12 protein-coding genes and 1 pseudogene are annotated in these 22057 nt (G+C 64.9%); 12 read left to right on the top strand and 1 reads right to left on the bottom strand.

What is annotated here, in order from left to right:
* Window positions 1–11 precede the first annotated feature (11 nt).
* Window positions 12–854, top strand: a pseudogene (locus QHF89_RS50230) (non-ribosomal peptide synthetase); the annotation flags it as partial.
* Between the two features lie 29 nt (window positions 855–883).
* Here the strand turns inward: QHF89_RS50230 and QHF89_RS26790 are convergent.
* Window positions 884–1024 (bottom strand): hypothetical protein, encoded by a 141-nt coding sequence (locus tag QHF89_RS26790; protein ID WP_284720971.1) that lies wholly within the window; start codon window positions 1022–1024, stop codon window positions 884–886.
* Here QHF89_RS26790 and QHF89_RS26785 point away from each other — a divergent pair.
* From QHF89_RS26785 to QHF89_RS26740, 11 genes are all read left to right on the top strand, one after another.
* Window positions 1023–5528 (top strand): non-ribosomal peptide synthetase, encoded by a 4506-nt coding sequence (locus QHF89_RS26785; RefSeq protein ID WP_284720970.1) that lies wholly within the window; start codon window positions 1023–1025, stop codon window positions 5526–5528. The two genes, QHF89_RS26790 and QHF89_RS26785, sit on opposite strands and share 2 nt — an antisense overlap.
* Window positions 5516–7147 carry a cyclic peptide export ABC transporter gene (locus tag QHF89_RS26780; protein WP_136967716.1) on the top strand — a complete coding sequence of 544 codons (1632 nt, stop codon included), beginning with the start codon at window positions 5516–5518 and terminating at the stop codon, window positions 7145–7147. Before QHF89_RS26785 ends, QHF89_RS26780 begins: the two co-directional genes overlap by 13 nt.
* Entirely contained in the window at window positions 7144–8769 is a 1626-nt protein-coding gene (locus tag QHF89_RS26775; RefSeq protein WP_136967717.1) for a cyclic peptide export ABC transporter, read from the top strand. The genes QHF89_RS26780 and QHF89_RS26775 overlap by 4 nt, the downstream gene beginning before the upstream one ends.
* Window positions 8766–9491: a DUF6875 domain-containing protein gene (locus QHF89_RS26770; protein ID WP_284720969.1), complete on the top strand. Its 726-nt coding sequence runs from the start codon at window positions 8766–8768 to the stop codon at window positions 9489–9491. Before QHF89_RS26775 ends, QHF89_RS26770 begins: the two co-directional genes overlap by 4 nt.
* 143 nt (window positions 9492–9634) lie before the next feature.
* Entirely contained in the window at window positions 9635–11044 is a 1410-nt protein-coding gene (locus QHF89_RS26765; protein ID WP_284720968.1) for a substrate-binding domain-containing protein, read from the top strand.
* A 39-nt stretch (window positions 11045–11083) separates the two neighbouring features.
* Window positions 11084–11800, top strand: a complete 717-nt coding sequence (locus QHF89_RS26760) for a YcjF family protein (protein ID WP_136967719.1) — start codon at window positions 11084–11086, stop codon at window positions 11798–11800.
* Window positions 11801–11823: 23 nt separating this feature from the next.
* Entirely contained in the window at window positions 11824–12906 is a 1083-nt protein-coding gene (locus tag QHF89_RS26755) for a prohibitin family protein (protein ID WP_136967720.1), read from the top strand.
* Between the two features lie 367 nt (window positions 12907–13273).
* Window positions 13274–13546 carry a transposase gene (locus QHF89_RS50225; RefSeq protein WP_136967721.1) on the top strand — a complete coding sequence of 91 codons (273 nt, stop codon included), beginning with the start codon at window positions 13274–13276 and terminating at the stop codon, window positions 13544–13546.
* A 612-nt stretch (window positions 13547–14158) separates the two neighbouring features.
* Window positions 14159–15427: a nucleotidyl cyclase domain-containing protein gene (locus tag QHF89_RS26750; RefSeq protein WP_136967722.1), complete on the top strand. Its 1269-nt coding sequence runs from the start codon at window positions 14159–14161 to the stop codon at window positions 15425–15427.
* A gap of 8 nt (window positions 15428–15435) precedes the next feature.
* A complete protein-coding gene (locus QHF89_RS26745) occupies window positions 15436–18591 on the top strand; it encodes a type I polyketide synthase (RefSeq protein WP_284720967.1) in 3156 nt (1051 codons plus the stop codon).
* Window positions 18588–22037, top strand: a complete 3450-nt coding sequence (locus QHF89_RS26740) for a non-ribosomal peptide synthetase (RefSeq protein ID WP_136967723.1) — start codon at window positions 18588–18590, stop codon at window positions 22035–22037. The genes QHF89_RS26745 and QHF89_RS26740 overlap by 4 nt, the downstream gene beginning before the upstream one ends.
* The last annotated feature ends 20 nt before the right edge of the window (window positions 22038–22057 follow it).

The following is a 22057-nucleotide window of genomic DNA, read 5'->3' as shown; positions in this document are numbered from 1 at the left end:
CGCCCGCGCTCGTGGCGCAGTGGGCGACGGGCCGGAGGGTGCTGAACTCCTATGGCCCTACCGAGTTTAGCATCTTCGGGGCGCAAGCGTATTTTGATGCAGAACGTCCGGAGAATTTTTCGATCGGCCGACCGATTCACGGGGTGCAGATCCACGTGCTCGATGGGGCGAAGCGGCCCGTGCCGATCGGAATGGCCGGGGAGATCCACCTCGCGGGGGTGGGCCTCGCGCGTGGTTATCTGAATCGCCCCGGCATGACGGCGGAGCGGTTTGTCCCGGATCCCTTCTCGAAGGAGCCTGGCGCCCGGATGTATTGCACCGGGGACCTCGCGCGATGGAACGAGGACGGGGAGCTTGAGTTCTTGGGTCGCGCCGATCACCAGGTGAAGATTCGAGGGTTCCGCGTAGAGGTCGGCGAAATCGAAGCTGCGCTTTCCTCGCACACCGCGGTGGGATCGTGCGTCGTCGTGGCGCGTGAAGACGCGCCGGGAGACAAGCGGCTGGTCGCCTACGTGGTGGGGAGGGAAGGCGCGCCAACGGCGGATGCTCTGCGTGAGCACCTGCGAAGCAGGCTGCCCGAGTACATGATTCCATCGGCATTCGTCTTCCTCGACGCGCTGCCGCTTTCGCCGAACGGCAAGGTGGACCGCAAAGCGCTGCCATCGCCCGAGGCGACGCGCGGCGAGGCGGAGCCCTCCTACGTGGCGCCGCGGACCGAGACGGAGCGCGCGCTCGTGGCCCTATGGGAAGAGCTGCTCGAAGTGCGGCCCATCGGCGCGCATGACGACTTCTTCCTGCTCGGCGGCCACTCGCTTTTGGCGGTGCGCCTCGTGTCCGCGGTGAAAGCGCGGCTCGGGCTTGGGCTGACCGTGGCGACGCTGTTTCAGCAATCGACGTTGACGGCCCTGGCGGCGTCGCTGGACGAAATGGCGAAGCGCGCGGCGCCCGTGGCGACCCTCTCCCCCGCCCCGCGCGGCGCGGCCGATCCTGCGTACGCCGGCCTCTCGGGGACCGAGCGGCGCATGTGGTTCCTCGACAAACTATCGCCCGAGGCGCTGTCGTACCAGGTCCCGCAGATGTTCGTCATTCGAGGTGCGCTCTCGGAGCGGTCGTTGCGCGAGAGCGTTGTGTTGCTCGCGGAGCGGCAGGAGATCTTGCGTACGACGTATCCCGAGGTGGACGGCGTGCCGAGGCGGGTGGTGGCGCAAAGGATATCGATTCCGGTGCGCGTGGAGGACGTCTCGGCGCTGCCCGAAGCTGCGCGGGAAGCCGCCCTGCGCGCTCTCCTGGAAACCGAGATCGGGGTGCGTTTCGATCTCGGAGCAGGACCGCTGATGCGGGTGGTCGTGGTGAGCGTGTCGTCCACGCAGCATGTCGTGCTGGTCCTGCAGCACCACATCATCACGGACGAATGGTCGAGCGGCGTGCTGCTCTCCGAGCTCTCGCGCCTGTACGAGGCGTGCTGCCGCGGCGATGCGGCGAGTCTGCCGGCGCTGGCGTACCAATTCGCCGATTACGCCCGGGCGGAGCAGGATGCGCTGACGGGAGGTGGGTTCGGGGCCTCGCGTGCGTACTGGAAGGGCAAACTTGCGGGCGTGCCGCGGCTCCAGTTGCCGACTCTTCGGCCCGCCTCGGAGGGCGGCCCCGGCCCCGAAGCGAGCGTGAAGGTCCGCATTCCAGCGCATGCGAGCAGCGCGCTGCATGCGCTGGCGCGTGACCACGGATGTACGGCGTTCATGGCGTGGTATGCGGTCCTGACTGCGGTGCTGTCGCGCTACAGCGGCCAGAAGGACTTCGGGCTGGGCGCGGTGATTGCGAACCGCGAGGTGCCTGGCACGGCCGACCTCCTGGGCTTCTTCACGAACACGGTCGTGCTGCGGACCGACCTCTCGGAGAACCCGACGTTTGGCGAGCTGCTTTCGATGGCGAGGCGCACGTCCGTGGACGTCCACGAGCATCAGGCATTGCCATTCGACGTGGTGGTGCAGGACCAGGGATTGTCCAGGCACGGCGATGAAAATCCACTGTATGACGTGCTCCTCTTCGAAGTGTCGGCGCCGCACACCGGGGTCGCGGCGGGGTGGTCGCCATTTCTCGATGTAGTGTCACCCGGTGTGACAACCGCGAAAAACGCGCTGGTGTTCGCCGTGGTACGTGACGCGGAAGGGACCAGCATCCACCTGGCCTATGACACGACACGCGTGGACGATGCCGCGGCGAGGCGGCTGGGCGAGCACCTTGGTGCCTTGCTCCTCGACGCGGTGGCGCACCCTGACAAACCCCTGTCCGAACTCTCCTTCCTGACCGAGGCGGAGCACGGGCAACTCGCTGCCTGGAACGATACGGCGGCCACGTATCCCAAGGGCAAGTGCATCCACGACCTCTTCGAGGAGCAGGCCGCACGAACACCTGACGCGGTGGCATTGGTATTCGCTGAGCGAGAGCTCACCTACCGCGAGCTCGACCAGCGCTCGAATCAGCTGGCCCACTATTTGCGCGCGCTGGGCGTGGGCCCGGAGGTGCTGGTGGGGCTATGCATCGAGCGTTCGCTGGAGATGGTGGTGGGGCTGCTCGGCATTCTCAAGGCGGGCGGCGCGTACGTGCCGCTCGACCCCGGTTATCCGCGAGAGCGGCTGGCCTACATGCTGACGGACGCGCGGCCCGCGGTGCTGCTCACCCAGGAGCGCTTGCAGGACAGGTTGCCTGCGCACGAGGCCGTGACCGTGCATCTCGATGCGAGCGCGTCGCCTTGGCAGGAGCAACCGCTCACGTGTCCCGGCGCCCAGGTAGGGCCGGACAACGCGGTTTACGTCATCTACACGTCGGGCTCGACGGGGAGGCCCAAAGGCGTCCAGGTTCTGCACGGCGCGCTGACGAACCTGCTGCACGATTTCGCCGAAACGATGGGGGCTGGGTCCCAGGACGCAATGCTGGCCGTCACGTCGCTGTCCTTCGATATCGCCGGGCTGGAGCTGTTCATGCCCTTGCTCCGGGGAGCCTCGGTCCACCTCGCGTCGCAGGAAGACGCGAGCCATGGGGAGGCGCTGGTGAGAGCCCTGGAGCGCGCGACGATGATGCAGGCGACGCCTGCGACATGGCGCATGGTCCTCGACGCAGGCTGGGAGGGGGGAAGGCCCCTGCAGGTGCTGTGCGGGGGAGAAGCAATGACGCCGGATCTCGCGGCCAAACTCGCACGCCGGGCATCCACGGTCAAGAATGTCTATGGGCCGACGGAGACGACGATCTGGTCTGCGCAATATCGCGTCGACGCTGAGCAGAGCAATGTCCGGATCGGCCGAGGTATCGCAAACACGCAGCTCCACGTGGTCGATCGAAACCTGATGCAGGTCCCGGTGGGCATTCCTGGGGAGCTGTACATCGCGGGAGACGGGCTCGCACGCGGCTATCGGGGGCGCCCCGGACTGACAGCGGAGCGCTTCGTCCCCGACCCGTTCTCGAACGTGCCCGGGGCGCGGATGTACCGCACGGGTGATCTCGCCCGATGGGACGCGAATGGAGAGCTGGAGTTCCTCGGGCGCATCGATCACCAGGTGAAGATCCGAGGCTTCCGCATCGAGCTTGGCGAAATCGAGGCGGTGCTGTCGTCCCACCCGGCGGTGCGAGCGTGCGCTGTGGTCGCATGGGAGTACACGCCCGGCGACAAGCGGCTGGTCGCGTATGTGGTGGCCGGCGAAGGCGAATGTACCGAGGGCACGCTGCGCGAGCACCTTCAGGCGTCGCTGCCCGCGTACATGGTCCCTTCTGTATTCGTGCGGCTGCCGGCGCTGCCGCTGAATCCCAGCGGCAAGGTGGACCGCAAGGCGCTGCCGGCACCAGAGATGACGCGTAGCGCGGTGGAGACCTCGTACGTGGCGCCGCGGACCGAGACGGAGCGCGCGCTCGCCGAGCTGTGGTCGCAGGTGTTGCAATTCTCGCCCGTCGGGATCCACGATAACTTCTTCACGCTCGGAGGGGACTCGATCCTCGCGATTCAGGTGATAGGTCGCGCCAAACGAGCCGGCCTCCACTTGACCGTGCGCGACCTGTTCACGCACCAGACGGTGGCGCAGCTCGCGCAGGCTGTGCGTAGAGAAAGCGCGGTCCTCGCGGAGCAGGGCGCCGTGGCCGGGACGGTCCCGCTGACGCCGATCCAGCATTGGTTCCTGGATAGAGATCCCGTGGACGCTCATCATTTCAGTCCGGCGATGTCATGGACGCCGCCTCCCGCGCTGTCGCAGGAGATTGCCGCAGAGGCGCTGCGGATCCTCGCGAAGCAGCACGACGCATTGCGGCTCCGTTATCGTCGCACCGACACCGGCTGGGTGCAGGAGCACGAGGCGGCGGCGACCCCGGTACTCGAGCGGGTGGACCTGTCATCGATAGAGCCCTCCGCCCGTGATGCCGCCGTGAAGAAGGCAGCGGAGGTCCTGCAACGGGGCATGAACCTGTCCAGCGGCCCGATCTTCCGCGCAGCGTGGCTGGATATCGGCGAAGGCGGGACGCGGCTGCTCCTCGCCATGCACCACCTCATCACGGACATCGTGTCATGGCGCATCGTGTGCGAGGACGTGGAGCGCACCTGCGATATGCTGATCGCTGGGCGAATTCCGGATCTCGGACCCAAGACGACATCCCTTCGCCAGTGGTCCGAGCGATTGCATGCGTTTGTCGGGGACGGCGGCCTGTCGGAGCAGCTCGGGTACTGGCAGGCGCAATGCGCCGGCGGCGTGACGCCGAGCGCGCGGAGTCGCGACGGCGCGGCGGGCACATTCGGCGAGAGCCGTACCCTGGAGGTGGAGTTGCCTCCGGCAGAGACCCGTGCGCTCCTCCACGACGTGGGATCGGTTGGTGGAACGGAAATCCATGCGGTCCTGCTATCGGCGCTCGCAGAGGGATTGAGCGCGTTCTCTGGGACGGATACGGTCTGCGTGGCACTGCAGCATCATGGTCGCGAGCCCGTGGTGGAGGACGTCGACGTATCCCGCACCGTGGGGTGGTTCTCGTCGCTGTTCCCGCTCTCGCTGGACGTGCCTCCGGGGGAGGATCCTGCTGAGCTGCTGAATGGCGTGAAGGAACAGCTCCGGTCGGTGCCGGGGCGGGGCGTGGGATATGGATGGCTGCGGTATGCGCACCCGGATGAGGCCGTACGCGCGTCGCTCACCGTGCCAATGCCGGTGCTGTTCAATTATGTCGGGCAACATGAGGCAGGCTCGACCTGGGACTTCGCGGGGACGGAGCACACGAGCACGAGCCCGAACATGGCGTTGTTTCACGAGCTCGCATTGAGTTGCATCGTGATGCACGGGCGCCTGCGGCTCACGTGGGGCTACAGCCCCGCGATGTACGAAACATCGACGGTGGAGAGGATTGCGGAAAGGGTCCTCTCGTCGCTGCGACGCCTCATCGCACACTGCACCTCGCGCGACGCATTCGGGGAGACGCCTTCGAGTTCCTCGACCGCACGCGAGGAGGGGGCCTCCACGCATGTGGAAGCTCGCTCGATTGCGAGGCAGCCATGTACGTCCTAGACCTTCTCCTCGAAGAGGCGAAAGGGCAGCGGGCTTCCCTCCTGGCCGTCGCGACGATGGGGGGGATCGCGAACGCGCTCCTCCTCGTTGGCGCCAATGTCCTCGCCGGGGCCCCGGAGTGGGCGGACATGCGGGCGCTTTTCCTGTTCGGGTTGACGATGGCCACCTACGTGCTCGGTGCTCGAGCAACGTACCACCGGACGACGTCCCTCGTCGAAGCTCTGCTCCACCGCATAAGAACGAGGATCGCCGAGAAGATCGAGCGAACGGAGCTCGAGGGGCTCGAGCGCGTCGGGACCGCAGAGATTTTCGATCGCGTCACGGAGAACATGTCCGTCGTGTCGGAGCAAGGGTGGGTGCTCGGGAGCTTCCTGCAGGCGCTCTTCGTCCTCGTGTTCGGGCTCGTTTACATTGCGTGGATCTCGTTGCCAGCCTTTGCGCTGATCGCGCTCATGTTGGTGTTCGGTTTCTTCATCGTTCAATACAGATTCGACGAGGTCGTCCCTGTGCTGCGCCAGATGGGGCAGCTACGGCTCGAGCTCTTTGATAGGGTTATGGATCTGCTGAAGGGCTTCAAAGAAGCCAAATTCAGCCGCCGACGTGGGCGTGAGATCCACGACGATATCGTGACGATGGCCGAGTCCCTCCGCACCGGCGCCGTGAGGACGGCCGAGGGGCTCAGCGGCGTCTTGGTCATGCCCAACTGCGTCCTGTACATCCTGCTGGGGGCGGTCATTTTCACCCTGCCCAGGTACAGCGGCGTGGATGTTCCGACCATGGCCAGCCTGGTCACGTGCACCGCGTTCGTATGGGGCCCCTTCACCAGCGTGGCCGGCGGGCTCAATGCGGTGTTCCGCTCCAGCGTCGCATTCGAACAGATCCGGGCGCTGGAGGGGAAGCTCGATGAGGCAGTTCAGCGAGCGGCAGTCCAGAAGCCGGAGGATCCGTGGAACGGTCGCATGGGCACGCTCTCGACACGCGATATCGTGTACGAGTATCCCTCCGACAACGGAGACAGGTGTTTCCGTGTCGGCCCCCTGAGCCTCGACATCGAGCCGGGCGAGGTCGTCTTTCTCGTCGGTGGGAATGGGAGCGGCAAATCGACGCTGCTCAAGGTGCTCACGGGGCTCTACCCGCGGAGCGGTGGAGAACTGCGCGTCGGCGGCGTCCTCGTCCAGCCGGAGAACGTGGCCGCGTACCGCGAGATGATTTCGGCGATCTATTCGGACTTCCACCTCTTCTCCAAGCTCTATGGCATGCTCGACGCGGAGCCGGAGGCGGTGCGCGCGCTGATCGCGCAGATGGGCCTAAAGGGGAAGACCTCTTTCGAGGAGCAGCAATTTACCCGGCGCACGCTGTCGACCGGCCAGCGCAGGCGTCTGGCCACGATCATGACGCTCCTCGAGGATCGCCCCGTTTACGTATTCGACGAGTGGGCCGCCGATCAGGACCCTGAATTCCGCAGGTACTTCTACGAGGAGCTCGTGCCCGCGTTGAAGGGCCGGGGCAAGACGGTCATCGCCGTCACCCACGATGATCGCTACTTTCATTGCGCGGACCGCGTCATCAAGTTGAGCTACGGGAAGGTCCAGGCGACCACCCGAATGGATGCGCCTTGACGATCGTCGATCTCATCACCCAGGAGGCGGGAGGCGAGCGCCGTCGCATCCTCATGGCGGCGTGCGTGGCGGGCGCCACGAGCATGTTCGTGCTCATCGGGGCGAATGTGGTCGCCAGCGCGCCGGAGCGTTCGGGGCTGCTGGCGGCAAGCCTCTTCGCGCTCGTCGTCGCCGGCCATTATATCAGCGCCAAGTACATGTACTACCGGACGGCCACGGTCGTGGAGTCGGCGCTGCACCAGATCAAGATCAGGATCGTCGACAAGCTCGAAAAGGCGGACATCCAGGGGGTCGAGCGCATCGGCACCGCGGCGATTTACGACGGGATCACGGAAAACCTGAGCGTCGTGTCTAACTATGGGCCGCTGATAGCAGCATTTTTGCAAGCGGCCCTCATCCTGGCGTTCGCGGTGCTGTACATCGCCTGGATCTCGTTGCCAACCTTCATCGCCATTACATTTCTGCTCGCTATCGGTTATTCGACGTATCGAGACAGGGCCAAGGAACTCGAGCGCTATCTGCAGCGCCTCGGGGACGCTCGTATCGTGTTCTTCGATCAGCTCACGGACCTGCTGAAGGGTTTCAAGGAGGTCAAGCTCAGCCGTCGGCGCGGCCGCGACATCTGCACCAACATCGAGCGGTCGTCGGAGGTGTTGCAGGGCTTCAACCTGAAGTCGGGCGAGATGAATGGAGACAATGTCATCTTCGCGAGTTGTAACCTCTATGCGCTGCTCGGCGTCATCGTTCTCGTCATCCCACAGCACATTGACGTGGACTCCTCTGTGCTGGTCGGGATCGTCGCGGCCATCCTGTTCCTCTGGGGACCGATGACCGTGCTGATCACGGGGGCGCCGGCATATATTCGCTCGAATGTGGCGCTGGACAGGGCGCGGACGCTGGAGGAAAAGCTCGACAAGGCCATCCTGGAGACACAAATCGCGCTGGACGCCGAGGACGCATGGCGAGGTGGATTCAGCGCCATCGCAGGACGCGGTATCGAATTCGAATACGTTTCCGAGGACGGCGACGGCGCGTTTCGCATCGGCCCCCTCGACGTCGACATCGCGGAAGGCGAGATCGTGTTCATCGTCGGCGGAAACGGGAGCGGCAAGTCGACGGCCCTCAAGGTGCTCACGGGGCTGTATCCGCCGACGGGCGGTGAGCTTATGGTCGGCGGGATACGCGTCGATTCCAGCAATGTCGCCGCGTATCGGGAGAAGATCTCGGCCATCTACTCGGACTTCCACCTGTTCGCCAAGCTCTATGGGCTGCTCGACGTCGACCCGGCGGTCGTGCATCGGCTGCTCGCGCAGATGGATCTGCAGCAGAAGACGTCGTTCGAGAACAAGGGCTTCACGAACCGCAATCTCTCCACCGGACAGCGCAAGCGCCTGGCCATGATCGTGGCGCTCCTCGAGAATCGGCCCATCTGTGTGTTCGACGAATGGGCCGCTGATCAGGACCCCGAGTTCCGCGCGTATTTCTATGAAGAGCTTTTGCCGGCGCTGAAGCAGCGAGGGAAGACGGTCATTGCAGTCACCCACGACGACCGATTTTTCCACTGTGCGGATCGTGTGATCACCATGGAGTATGGCCGAATTCGGTCTGTGGAACGCGCATGAACTCGAGAATCGATGAAATGGCCAGTGAGCCTGAATTGCTCAGCGCCAACCAGCTCGTCGAGCAGAGCGTCGATCTGCCTGCACATGCCCGCGCGCAGCTGCTCGAGGTGCTGACCTGGCTCCAGACCTACATCGCCAAGCCGAATCCGCAGCTCGGTCGCAAGGGCCACGTCTGCCCCTTCGTCGGGCCTGCCCTGGCCCGCTTTCGGTCCATTCGCTTTCACGTGTACCAGGGCGAACTCCACCGCGCCGCCGTGGAGCCGGTGATGCGCGCGCTGGCGGCGCGCTTTCCGACGCTGCCACCCGCCACCGAGGTCGGCCGCGAGTTTCGCGCCATCCTGACCCTGTTTCCGGACCTGCCCAACGTCGGCGGGCCCATGCTGATCGACCCCGTGCACCAGGCGCTGAAGCCCGAGATCACCGCGCAGGGCTTGATGATTGGCCAATTCTACCCCGGCTGCCTCGAGCCCGGCTTGCACAACCCTGACTACCGCCCCCTCGAGGCGCCGCATCCGATGCTGGTGATTCGCTCGATGCAGCTCACCGATCTGATGTTCTTGTTCTCGCGTCCGGAATGCCTGCTCGCCTATGTCCGGAAGTTCGACGTCTCCTCCCGCGACGAGCTCATGGCACGCGTCGCAGCCGCCGATATCCCAAAATTGCCGACGCTTTGGGAGGAGGTCGTGGATGCAGCGTTTCGACCGGATGGATACGTCGATTGATGGAGGATCTCGTGGCCCCGATTCGGAAACACGACGAACATCGCTCGAGAAAAACGACGCTCGGGCTCACCATTCGCGACATTGTCATCTCCTCGGGGCTGCTCGCTCTTTTTGCTGCGTTTTTCGCGCGAGGTGGCAGGTTCGTGATCGACCTTCCCAAGCCATCACGGCTCGCGGACGTGAACGTCACGAACGGCGTCTCGAGCGAGACGTGCGGGCCGGCGCCGCAGGACGGCCACACCGTCATTGTCGAGATGCTGTACAGCGGCGACAAGCGGGCCTGGATCGACGAGGCAGCAACTCGGTTTGCGAAAATATGTCCGACGATCCAGATCAAAGCGACTTCGGCGAGCAGTGTCGAGGGAGCCGACGCCATCCTGAAAGGCGAAGTGAAGCCGACGATCTGGTCCCCCGCGGATGATCTCGTCCTCCGCTATTTCGATGCTCGCTGGAGGGAGGATCATGATCGATCGCCATTCGACATCACGAAGCAGGTCTCGCTCGTCCGATCCCCGCTCATGGTCTTGATATGGGAAGACCGGCTCGAGGTCCTCGGAGCGATCTTCGAGAAAAACAAGAATGGCGAAGGGCAGTGGGTGAACTCGTTGTGCCCGGGGGTGCCGAGGGATCCGCAGAATCTCGATGAGATGGCCCTCGAACACAAGGTGCCAGGGACGTGGAGCGATTGGTACGACTCGGTCGTCCCGGCCGCGCTCCCGCAACCACCGGCGCCGGCGGCTCGGCGGGTCGACAAGAGGACCAAGCGCGCCTATATCGCGCCGTTTCCGACGGTCGACGAAATCAAGCGGTGGGGACAGGTGAAAATCACGCACCCATCGCCGACGCGCTCGGCGGAGGGGCTCGAAGCGCTATACCTGATGGCGTACGAGTACGCATTGCCGCCGAGCGACAGGCCGGCCGCGCTCCAAGAGCGCATCAAGGAGGCGTTCGAGCAACCCGCGAAAGAGGGGGGGATCGTGCGAGGTGATCTCGCCGAGGCGGACTTCGCGCGCTCGTTTCAGGAGCGACGTGAACCTTTCCAGCGCTGGCTCGAGCGATGCGAGGCAGGAGCACCGCCGCCCACAGCGTCGGCGGATGTTTTGACCGATGCCATGTTCAGCCTCGGCGCGAGCCGATATGACGCCGTGGTGACGCAGGAGCATCTCATTTTCGGTGTCTTCCAGCAGATCGACATGCATGCCGACGTCATGACGGAAGTGCGCGTCGTGTATCCGCAGCCGACGATCGTGAACGAGCATCCTGTCGTCATCTTCGACGACGGCCAGATCACCGCCGAGCAACGCACGGCTGCCGAGAAGTGGATCGGCTTCCTTCGCAGCATGGAGATGCAGAAGCTGGCCGTCAAACGGGGGTTCCGACCGGTGAACACCGAATTGAAGCTCCGGAACATCGAGGACACCGAGAATCCATTTCTCAAATTTCGACGTTATGGCGTGGAGCTCGACACGACGTTCGTAGAGGCACCGCGCCTGGACGGTAAGTTTGTAGCAGAACTCACGCGCGCCTGGCGGGACGCGACGGGGAGACACTGATACCTGCTCATTTTCTCGACCTGCAACCGGAGAGGAATCATGGCGAACGAAACCACGCAATCTAAACAGTCGACAGAGAAGAAGACGGACGCGCCGAAAATCGAGGTGACCGAGGAGGCGACGAGCACATCCGAGGTCGAGCCGAAGGCCGAAGCCAAGGTCGAGCCGAGGGCCGAAGCCAAGGTCGAGCCGAAGGCCGAAGCCAAGGTCGAGCCGAAGGCCGAGGGAAAGTCCCCGAGCAGCACCGCGCCGAAGTCCCCTGAGCCCGTTTCACGCGTGGGCCGCGCGGATGCCATCATTCGGCGCAACGTGCTGTGGGCGCTCGGCGTCGGGCTCGTTCCCGTGCCTGTCGCTGATATCATCGCGGTCACGGGCGTTCAGGTGAAGATGCTCGCCGAACTCTCTGAGCTTTATGAGCTGAGTTTCCGGGAGGACATCGCCAAGAAGCTCATCGGCTCGCTCCTCTCGGGAGTCCTCGGCGTCGGCGCCGGCGCTGTGATCGGTGCCAGCCTGGGGAAGCTCATTCCGTTCGTGGGCACCGCGTTCGGCATCGTCACGGTCCCCGTCATCTCGGGCGCGTTCACCCGGGCGCTAGGAAAGGTATTTGTCATGCATTTCGAGACAGGCGGCACGCTGCTCGATTTTGATCCTCACAAAGTGCGCAGCCACTTCAAGCAGGAATTCGAGAACGCGAAGGAGTACGTCGCGGACGTGCAGAAGTCCAAAGAGGACTCCAAGGCGACCAAGCCGTCCTGACCAGCGCATGATGAGAGCCGCCCATGAGCAAGCCGGAAGCGGATGAAGAGATGCAAAAGGGATCTTCGAGTGGCGAGGTGAAGAAGCCACCCTTCCGGGAGCGGCTCGTGAAGTGGCTCCGGAAGGCACGATTTACCCTCTATACGACGCTGGTCGTCCTCCTGTTCTTGGTCGTCTTCCTCTGGCCGCGGATCTTCATCCGCGTGCCGGCGGGGAGCAGCGCCGTCATGTATCGTTTTTTCCTCGGTGGGACGGTGACGGATCGTATCTGGGGCGAGGGACTCAACGTGGTCCCGCCCTGGGACGAGCTCACCGTCTACGAGACGCGGATGCAGCAGCAAAAGCTGAAATTCGACGTGCTCAGCGAGGAGGGGCTCAACCTCCCGCTGGAGGTCTCCGTACGATACCAGCCGAACAGGGACATGCTCGGTTACCTACACCAGGACATCGGTGTCGATTACTTCGAGCGGTTGATTCGGCCCGAGGTCGAGTCCCACGTCCGGCGCACCTTCGGCAACCGGACGGCGCACGAGATCTACACGAGCGTGCGTGACCTCCTGCAGGAGGTCGGCAAGGTATCGGCGCTTGGGCGCCTCGATGAAAGCGGCAATGCGCGTCCCTACGTGCAGCTCTACGAGCTCAAGCTCATTGATATCGAGCTGCCCGAGATCGTCCAGAGCGCGATCGCGGACAAGTACAAGCAAGAGCAGCTCATGCTCGAGTATCGCTTCCGGCTGGAGAAGGAAGAGAAGGAGGCCGAGCGGAGGCGAACGGAGGCGGCTGGGATCCGCGACTACAACCTCATCGCGAGTAAAGTTTCTCCGGACATGCTCAAATGGCGTACGATCGAGGCGTCGCTGGAGCTCGCGAAGTCGCAGTTGGAGCTCGCGAGATCGCAAAACACGAAGGTGGTCGTGCTAGGCGGGGGGCCGGGAGCGCAGATGCTGTTGAACGTCGATGGAGCCACGGGCGCTCTGGCAGCAGCGCCGAGCGAGGTTTCCAGCTCCGCAGATGGGAAAAAGAATCAGGAAACCGCTACATCCGCATCTCAAGCGACTCCTGCGTCGACTGCGAGCGAACAAGGGACACAGGGGAGCGGACAGTAACGAGAGTAGAGGGTACGGCCGCGCGCGACGCACTCGTCGAGCCGCTTCGAGCGGCAGCCATGGCCGTCGAAAAGGCTCGGTCCTGGAAGCAGGCCCTGGACGATTCCGAGACCATTGCACGATGGTAGCGCCTCACGGCGGGTGGACTGGCCGTCATGGATCAGTTCGATGCCCACGGCCGGCGCTACCTTTTTGTCCTTGATGTTCGGTCCCTGCGATACCGCAGAGCACTGACGGAGCGCGAGGCCGAGGTGCGAAGGCTCGCCAGCCAGGGACATGCCTCCAAGTGGATTGCCGGAGGGCTCTCTCAGAGGGTGTTCATCACGAAGTTCGGCCCGACCAGACTGTCGTGCCAAACCCGGTGTCCATGGGCATCGACGAGCGACCTTCCCGCCAGGGTTATCCTTCCGATCTGGCTGATGCCGAAGGGTATCTCATCGCCGAGCTGCTTCCGCCTCCGATCTGGATCCTACATCTCCAGGAACCGAAGTTCCACCCGCGGGAGATCATGAACGCCGTTCGTTACTGTACGCGGACCGGCTGTTCGCAGAGACAACTCCCGCATGATTTCCCACCGCTTTCTATCTATCAATGGTGCCGGCGGTGGACGAACGTATCCACGACCGGCTCCGACGTATGATCCGCGTGAAAGCCGGCCGTGAGCCAGAGCCGACCGCGGCCATCGTCGATAGCCAAAGCGTCAAAAAACCAACGGGCTTCGACGCGGGGAAAAGATGAACGGGCGGAAGCGTCATCTGCTTGGCGACATCATGAGGATGCTCCTCGCCGTCCACGCAATGATCGCATTGATGCTCCGGCGCCTGACGACCTCAGACGAGTCGCGTAAGGAAACCCGAAAATCCTGTGAACACCATCGAACTGCGCACCAAGGTGAGGTCTACGCAGCGCGTTGGTTTTCTGGCATAGATGTTGCTAGTCGCCGTCGCAGGAGCAGCACAATCCATGGAATCCAGCCCAAACGGGACCCACGGCGACTCTTTTTCTGATGCCTCCAGTACGCAACTGATGCTGGCAACACGCAACGGGTCCTGGAGAAAATCGGCCAAGTGACCGGAGGACTAGGAAACGCGGTCGTATTGGCTCGCGGCAATGTCATCCACCTCATCGCGCAGATCCACGTTGGTTGTGTCTGGTTTCAACTTAACAAAATGTTCGCCCAGGACGGGCGGTTTTGTGTTGACCTGTGAGTCCGCGGCCAGTAGCAGTTGGGCAGCAAAGTGTAGGGTAAAACATGGGGTTCAAAGCCACAAGGGAGCAGTACTCGCCTAGCCTCTTCGACGTCGCGCAGGACATCACCGGCACTTTGCCGGTGAAACTCGTCGAGCGATGGTTGAGCAGTGAACAGGGACCACAGGATGCCCAGAATCTGCTCGAGCCTTTCAAGGTCAAGGGTTATAGCGTCTCCTCCGACTCGTCTGGTCTGACCAAGCTCTCGGGGCAAAAAAGCCTCATCGAGATTCTGGCGATCCTCAACCAGCCGAAGGAAATCGTATACGGCTACGGTGCGGCGATCGGCGGGCAGGGGGTCGGCATCTGGGCCGCGGACAACACCCAGATGTTCTACCCTCCCGCCGTCTCGGCGGAGACCCTGCTCTCGGCGCTGCTGACGATACAGGACGAGATCAACGAGAGGTGCCAGATCAAGATCGGCCTCGGCGCACATTACGGCGAATTCTATTCGATCAGCGGCGGCCTGTACGGCACCGAGGCGGATGCCATTGAAGAGATCGCCGAAAATGACACCGCAGGCGGGGAAATCGTCATCACCCAGGCCTTTCTCGACCTCCTACCGCCGACGCACGCGTTCACCTCCGTCAAGCGGGAGGACGAGCCGATGGTGGTTGGCAGCCTGTACCGTATCGTGGACGGGCCGCGCCTCTCCGGCGTCGTACCCACGAAGGAGAGATATCCGATCCCCTACTCGGAGCAATTCTACGGCGAGCTCATCACCTACGACGCCGCGCTCCACGACGCCGCGTTCGGCGCACGGATACTGCAGAGGTACACGCAAAGCAAGGTCGTCGTGCTCATCGAGCGGGAAAGCAAGCCCGACGAGTCTTACGAGGTCGATCTCCTCGGCAACATGGCCCTCTCCGCCTTCATGAAGGACGTGGGCATGCGGCACCTCTCGCAGCACAATGGCACCGAGATCAAGGTGGTCGGGCCGCTGGGCATCTACGTCTTCGATACCGGTTCCGCCGCCCTTGCCTTTGCGCGAGAATTCGGCGCGGATCTGACGAGGCAGGACGTCTCTTGCCGCATCGGCATCGATGCGGGCACCCTCATGATCTTCGACCTGGCGACGGGTGGCAAGGATATCGCGGGCCAGCCGGTGAACATCGCCTCGAAGATGGCCCAGGACAAGGGCACTCCAGGGCACATCTACCTGAGCCACGCGATGAAGGACCTCGTGGACGTGAGCGGATTCAAAGAGATCAAGCTGTCCGTCTCGGGGGTCGAAATGATCGCATTCGAGCAAAGCGTCAATTCGTCGAGGTGAAACGAGACATGCGATGGATACGTGAGCGACGGGATCCCGGCGTGCCGTCGAGGAGTCTGCCGATCGCGATCATCGGTCTCGCCTGTCGCCTCCCAAAGGGCCCGAGTGCCGACGCATTCTGGCAGACGCTGTGCAGGGGCGAGGACGCGATCACGGAGACGCCGAGCGCACGATGGAGTGCCGACGCATTCTATCACGCCGACGTTCACGCTCCCGGCAAGATGAACACGCGCTGGGGGGGCTTTCTCGAGCAGGTGGACCAGTTCGATCCCCTGTTCTTCGGGATCTCCCCGCGCGAGGCGTCGGAGATGGACCCCCAGCAGCGGCTCATGCTCGAGCTCTCCTGGGAGGCCCTGGAGGATGCAGGGGTACCGGTGGATGCCCTCACGGCGACCCAGACGGGCGTTTTCTTCGGGGCGATGTGGAGCGATTATGCCAGGATCGCGGGCGGGAGGCCCGACGCCATCCTCCAGCATACGGCCACGGGGCAGGACCTGAGCATCATCCCGGCCCGGATCTCGTATTCGCTCGGCCTTCGGGGGCCCAGCATCGCGGTCAGCACCGCCAGTTCGTCGTCCCTCGTCGCCGTCCACATGGCGTGCCAGAGCTTGAGCAGCGGCGAATCCACGCTCGCCCTCGCCGGGGGCGTGAATCTGATCCTCGCTCCCGAGAGCACGATCGCCATGTCCAAGCTCGGAACCATGGCCCGCGACGGCCGCTCGAAGGCGTTCGATGCGCGCGCCGACGGCTATGTGCGCGGCGAAGGCGGCGGGGTGGTGGTGCTCAAGCCGCTCTCCCTCGCGCTCGCGGACGGCGACCCGATCTATTGCGTCATTCGTGGCAGCGCGGTGAACAACAACGGATTCGGCGACGGGCTGCTCGCGCCGAGCGTCGAGGCTCAGGAGGCGCTGCTCCGGGAGGCCTACGCGCGGGCAGGGGTGAATCCTGCCGATGTGTGCTACGTCGAGGCCCACGGCACCGGGACGGCTCTCGGTGATCGTATCGAGGCAAGCGCGCTCGGCGCCGTATTCGGCGCGGGTCGCCCGGCCGAGCGCCCGCTCCGGATAGGCTCGGCCAAGACCAACATCGGTCACCTCGAATCCGCAGCCGGGGTCGCAGGCCTCATCAAAGCGGCGCTGGCCTTGAAGCACCGCTTCATCCCGCCGAACCTCCATTTCCGGGAGCCGAGTCCAGATATCCCCTTCGGAGAGCTGCGCCTCAAGGTGCAAGACGCCGTCGAGGCATGGCCGGCGGTTGGCGATGCACCGGCGCTGGCCGGCGTGAGTTCCTTCGGATTCGGAGGCACCAACTGCCACGTCGTGCTCGAGGGAGTCCCTGCGCTTCGCGCGGGAGAGGGCCAGGGCGATGTTGCATGCGCGGCAGCGGCCGACGAGCCGCGCGCGGAGTTGCTCGTGCTCTCCGCCCGGTCCGAGGCCGCGCTGAGCGCACGCGCGGGCGACCTTTCATCCTGGCTCGTCGAGCGGCCCGATCTCGCGATATCCGATCTCTGTTGCACGGCCGGCCTTCGCCGCACCCACCACGAACACCGCCTGGCCGTGATCGGCGGGACGCGAGAGGAGATGCACGCCACGCTTTCGGCGGCGGCGCGCGGCGAATGGCACGCCGGCGTCGTTCGGGGCAAGGTCGAGCCCGGGGGCATGCCCGGGGTGGTGTTCGTCTTTCCGGGGCAGGGATCGCAATGGGCGGGGATGGGGAGGGCGCTGCTCGCCGAGGAGTCGGTTTTCCGGCGGGTGATGGAGGAGTGCGACGCCCTCATGCGGCCGCACGCGGGGTTCTCGGTGATCGAGGAGATCCTGGCGCCCGAGGCGGCTTCGCGGCTCGGGGAGACGGCCGTGGCGCAGCCGGCACTTTTCGCGATAGAGGTGGCGCTCGCCGCCCTGTTCGCGTCGTGGGGCGTGCGGCCCGACGCGGTGATCGGGCATAGCGTCGGCGAGGTGGCCGCAGCCCACGTCGCGGGCGCCCTCGAGCTCGCGGAGGCGGTGCGCCTCGTGTGTTGCCGCGGCCGGGTGATGCAGCATGCCACGGGTCGCGGGAAAATGGCGGCCGTGGAGATGACGGCCGGTGCGGCGGCCGAAATGCTTTCCAGGTACGAGGGGCGGCTCGCGATCGGCGCTGTCAATGACCCGGGCTCGGTGGTGCTCTCGGGGGAGACCGCCGCGCTCTCGAAGGCGCTCGCCCGGCTCTCGGGCGAGGGGCTACGCTGCCAGGAGCTCCGGGTCGATTATGCGTTCCACAGCCCGCAGATGGATCCCCTGCGGGAGGAGTTCGTGCACGCGCTGCGCGCGGTCTCCGTGCAATCGACGGCCGGCACGATGTACAGCACGGTGACGGGTGAGCGCGTCCCGGGCGATGCCCTGGACGCGGCGTACTGGGGGAGGAATATCCGGGAGCCGGTCAAGCTCGCGGACGCAATGCGAACGGCCATCCGTGACGGACATCGGCTTTTCCTGGAGGTGGGCCCGCATCCGGTGCTCGCCGCCCACCTGGAGCGGTGCCTCGCGGCGGAGCGGGTGCAGGGACAGGTGCTGTTTTCGATCCGGCGCGGGCAGGAGGCGCGGCGCCACCTCCTCCGGGTCATGGGGGCGCTGTACACGAGGGGAGCCGCGGTGGATCTCGCGCCGCTTTATCCCGACAGCGCGAAGTGCGTGGCGCTCCCAGCCTACCCGTGGCAGCGCCGATCGTACTGGATCACGGCGGCTGCTTGGAGGGACGGCGCCGGAGAGCCCTCGAGCGATGCGTATGTCGGCAATGAGCACGAGCGCAGGGACAAGCCGCAGCGCAGCGCGTCCTCCCTGCGACAAACCTTCCATGCAGCCGCTCCCGGTGATCGCCGGCGGCTGCTCGAGGAGTTTCTCTCGGCGCAGCTCGCGGAGGTCCTGCAGCTCGAGTCGGCGCACATCGATCCCCTCCTGCCGCTCGGGAAGCTGGGGCTCGACTCGCTAATGGCCATGATCATGAGGAACCGCATCGAAGCCACCCTGGGGATTGCGGTGCCGACCATGCTCGTCCTCCAGAAGGGGGATGTCCGCCGGATCAGCTCCTATCTCCTGGAGCAGTTGACATCGGAGAGCCTGGTGAGCGCGGTGCGCGACACGGTCGGGGAATCAAGCACGGGTGAGGAGTGGGAGATCGTCACGGTATGAGCGCGGTCCAGCTACTGACCGATCTTGCGCGGCTCGGCGTCAAGCTCTCGGTCGAGGCAGAGCAGCTTCAAATTCGAGCCCCGCGAGGGACACTGGACGCCACGCTCCGCGATCGAATCGTGGAGCACAAGCAGGAGATCCTGGCGCTTTTGCGCCGATCCGAGCACGGCTCCGCGTCCCAGCTCGTGCCGGCTCCGGCCGAGCGACACCTCCCTTTCCCGCTCACCGAGATTCAGCAGGCCTATCTGCTGGGCCGGCTCGTACCCACCGCGGGCGGGAACGTCGGGTGTCATTTCTATTCGGAGGTCGACGCCGCCGATCTCGATATCGATTGCCTGGCGGCCGCCTGGCGGCAGCTCATCGACCGCCATGACGTGCTCCGGACGGTCGTGCTCCCCGATGGCAGGCAGCATTTCCTCGAGGCGGTGCCCACCTACGGGATCGAGACGCTCGATCTGCGAGGGCAGCCTCCGGAAGCGGTCCTTGCCATGCTCGAAGAGACACGCCGGTCGATGTCCCACCGGGTCTACAATCTCGAGGTGTGGCCGCTGTTCGACATCCGGGCGATTCGCCTCGACGAGCGCCACACGAGGATCTATTTCAGCATCGATCTCTTCCTCGTGGACGCCGCGAGCCTCCTCCGGCTCATCGAGGAGTGGCGACACCTTTACCGCGATTCCTCCACGCCCTGGGTCAGGCCGGGGCTTTCGTTTCGGGATTATGTGGTCGCCGAGGCGGGGCTCCAGGGCTCGGATCAGGTACGGGCGGCGGAGTCCTACTGGTTCCGTCGTGTGGTCGACTTCCCGACGGCCCCCGAATTGCCACTCGGACCGGTGCCGGCCGCTGGACAGCCCGAGGTCCTCCGCCACGCGGGCACGCTCGCTGCGGACGCCTGGCGACGCCTGAAGGGCCGGGCCGCGGAGCTGGGAATGACGCCGACAGGGATGCTCGCCGCCGCCTTTTCGGAGGTGCTCCGGATCTGGAGCCGGCGCCAACGCTTCAGCATCACCCTGACGATGTTCCGCAGGTTGCCCCTCCATGCGGAGGTCAACGATCTCATTGGAGACTTCACGTCGACACTCCTGCTCACGTGTGACGCCCCTCCGGGCGGGTTTGCGGCGCGCGCACAGCACCTCCAGGCGCGGCTGCTGGAGGACATGAATCACTCCCACGTCGGTGGCGTGCGGGTCATGCGGGAGGTCACGCGGGCCCGCGGGCGGATGGATCTCGACCTGATGCCCATCGTGTTCACGAGCCTCCTCGGGCTGCCCTGCGCCGAGAACTGGCGAATGGGCTGGCTCGGAAAGAGCGTTTACGCGGTCACCCAGACGCCGCAAGTTTGGCTGGATCACCAGACCTACGAGCATGACGGCGAGCTGTGTTTCCACTGGGACGCGATCGATGCGATGTTCCCCGAGGGAATGGTCGCCGATATGTTCGACGCCTACGCCCGCCTCCTGGAACGGCTGGCCTCGGACGACGCCGCGTGGCAGGAGCCCGTGACGGCGCCCCTGCTTCTGCGCGAGGAGCACCTCGAGCCCCGCCGCCGGGCCAACCTCACACAGGAGCCGACCTCGACCGAGCTGCTCCACACCCTGTTCACCTCGCAGGCAGAGGCCCGCCCGACGCATCTCGCCATCGTTTCGCCGGAGAGGCGAATGACGTACGGTGAGCTCGACCGCCTGGTCTGTCGCATTGGGCGCCGCCTGCGAAAGGAGGGGGCAGCCCCGGGGAAGCTGGTCGGCGTGGTGATGGAGAAAGGCTGGGAGCAGGTGGCCGCGGTGCTCGGCATCGTCGCGTCCGGCGCCGCGTATCTACCCATCGACGCGGCGCTCCCAGAGGAGCGACGGAATTATCTGATCGCACACGGTCAGGTCGAGCTGGTCCTCACCCAATCCAAGGTGAACGACGGGCTGCAATGGCCCGACGCGGTCACGCGGCTCTGCGTCGACGACGAGACGACGTGGTCCGGCTTCGAGGACGGTCCCCTTTCGCCGGTGCAGGTACCCGAGGATCTGGCCTATGTGATCTACACGTCCGGATCGACCGGCTCGCCGAAAGGCGTCGTCATCGATCATCGCGGCGCGGTCAACACGATCCTCGACATCAATCGTCGTTTCGGCGTCGGCCACGAAGATCGCGTGCTCGCGGTGTCCTCGTTGAGCTTCGATCTGTCGGTGTACGATATCTTCGGTCTGCTCGCGGCGGGCGGGACGATCGTGCTCCCGGACCAGGAGCGCAGGCTGGATCCAGAGCATTGGGCGGAGCTCGTCGTCCGCGAGGGCGTCACCCTCTGGAACTCCGTGCCGACGCTGATGGAGATGCTGGTGGAGCACGCGACCGGCCGGCCGGAGGCCACGCCGGATCGGCTGCGTCTGGTCCTCATGAGCGGCGATTGGATTCCCGTCACGCTGCCGGGCCGCATCGCGGCGCTGGTCGGCGACGACGCGCGGGAGGCGCGAAAGGTTCAGGTCATGAGCCTCGGCGGCGCCACCGAGGCGTCGATCTGGTCGATCCTGTACCCGATCGACCACGTCGATCCCACGTGGAAGAGCATTCCCTATGGCCGGCCGATGGTGAATCAGACCTTCCACGTGCTGGACGAGGCGCTCGATGCGTGTCCCGTATGGGTCCCGGGCCATCTCTACATCGGCGGAATCGGGCTGGCCAAGGGCTACTGGCGGGACGAGCAGAAGACGAGAGAGAGCTTCCTTCGCCATCCACGGACGGGAGAGCAGCTCTATCGGACCGGTGATATGGGCCGATACCTGCGGGATGGTAACATCGAATTCCTGGGGCGAGACGACGACCAGGTGAAGGTCGGTGGACACCGGATCGAGCTCGGCGAGATCGAGGCCGCGCTGGTCCAGCACCCGGGCGTCACCGCCGCTGCGGTGGTGGCAAAGGGGGCGCACGGCGGCGGCAAGCAACTGATAGGCTATGTCGTGCCGAGCGACGCCGACGCCGCGCGCAGGGGGAGCTTCGACGCGGCGCTTCGTGATTTTCTGCGCGCGAAATTGCCGGCATACATGATCCCGGCGGGTTTCATGCTGCTCGACGCGCTGCCCTTGACGGCCAACGGCAAGGTCGATCGAAAAGCGCTGCAGCTCATTGCCATGCCGGTCTCTTCCGAGGCGGAGCTCGTGGCGCCGCGGGACGCGATGGAGGCGAGCCTCGCGGCCATCGTGATGGACGTGAGCGGGCTCCAGAAAGTCGGGATCCACCAGAGCTTTTTCGAGCTGGGGATCAACTCGATCCTGATGGTCCGGATAGCGAGTCGCATCAAGGACAGCATCACCAAGGACTTCGCGGTCGTCGAGCTGTTCCGCTACGCGACGATTAGTGCCCTCGCGGCCCGCCTGCAGAAGGGCGGGAGCGAGGAGGTGCCCCTCGACAAGGCGCTCTCCCGTGCAGAGGCCCGAAGGAAAGCCCGAGGGCGTCGATAACGAGCGTGCCGGTCGATGGG

The sequence above is a fragment of the Polyangium sorediatum genome, assembly GCF_029946465.1.
Lineage (GTDB): Bacteria > Myxococcota_A > Polyangia > Polyangiales > Polyangiaceae > Polyangium > Polyangium fumosum.
The sequence above is the reverse complement of the archived record's forward strand: the minus strand, read 5'-3'. Positions and strand labels throughout refer to the sequence as shown.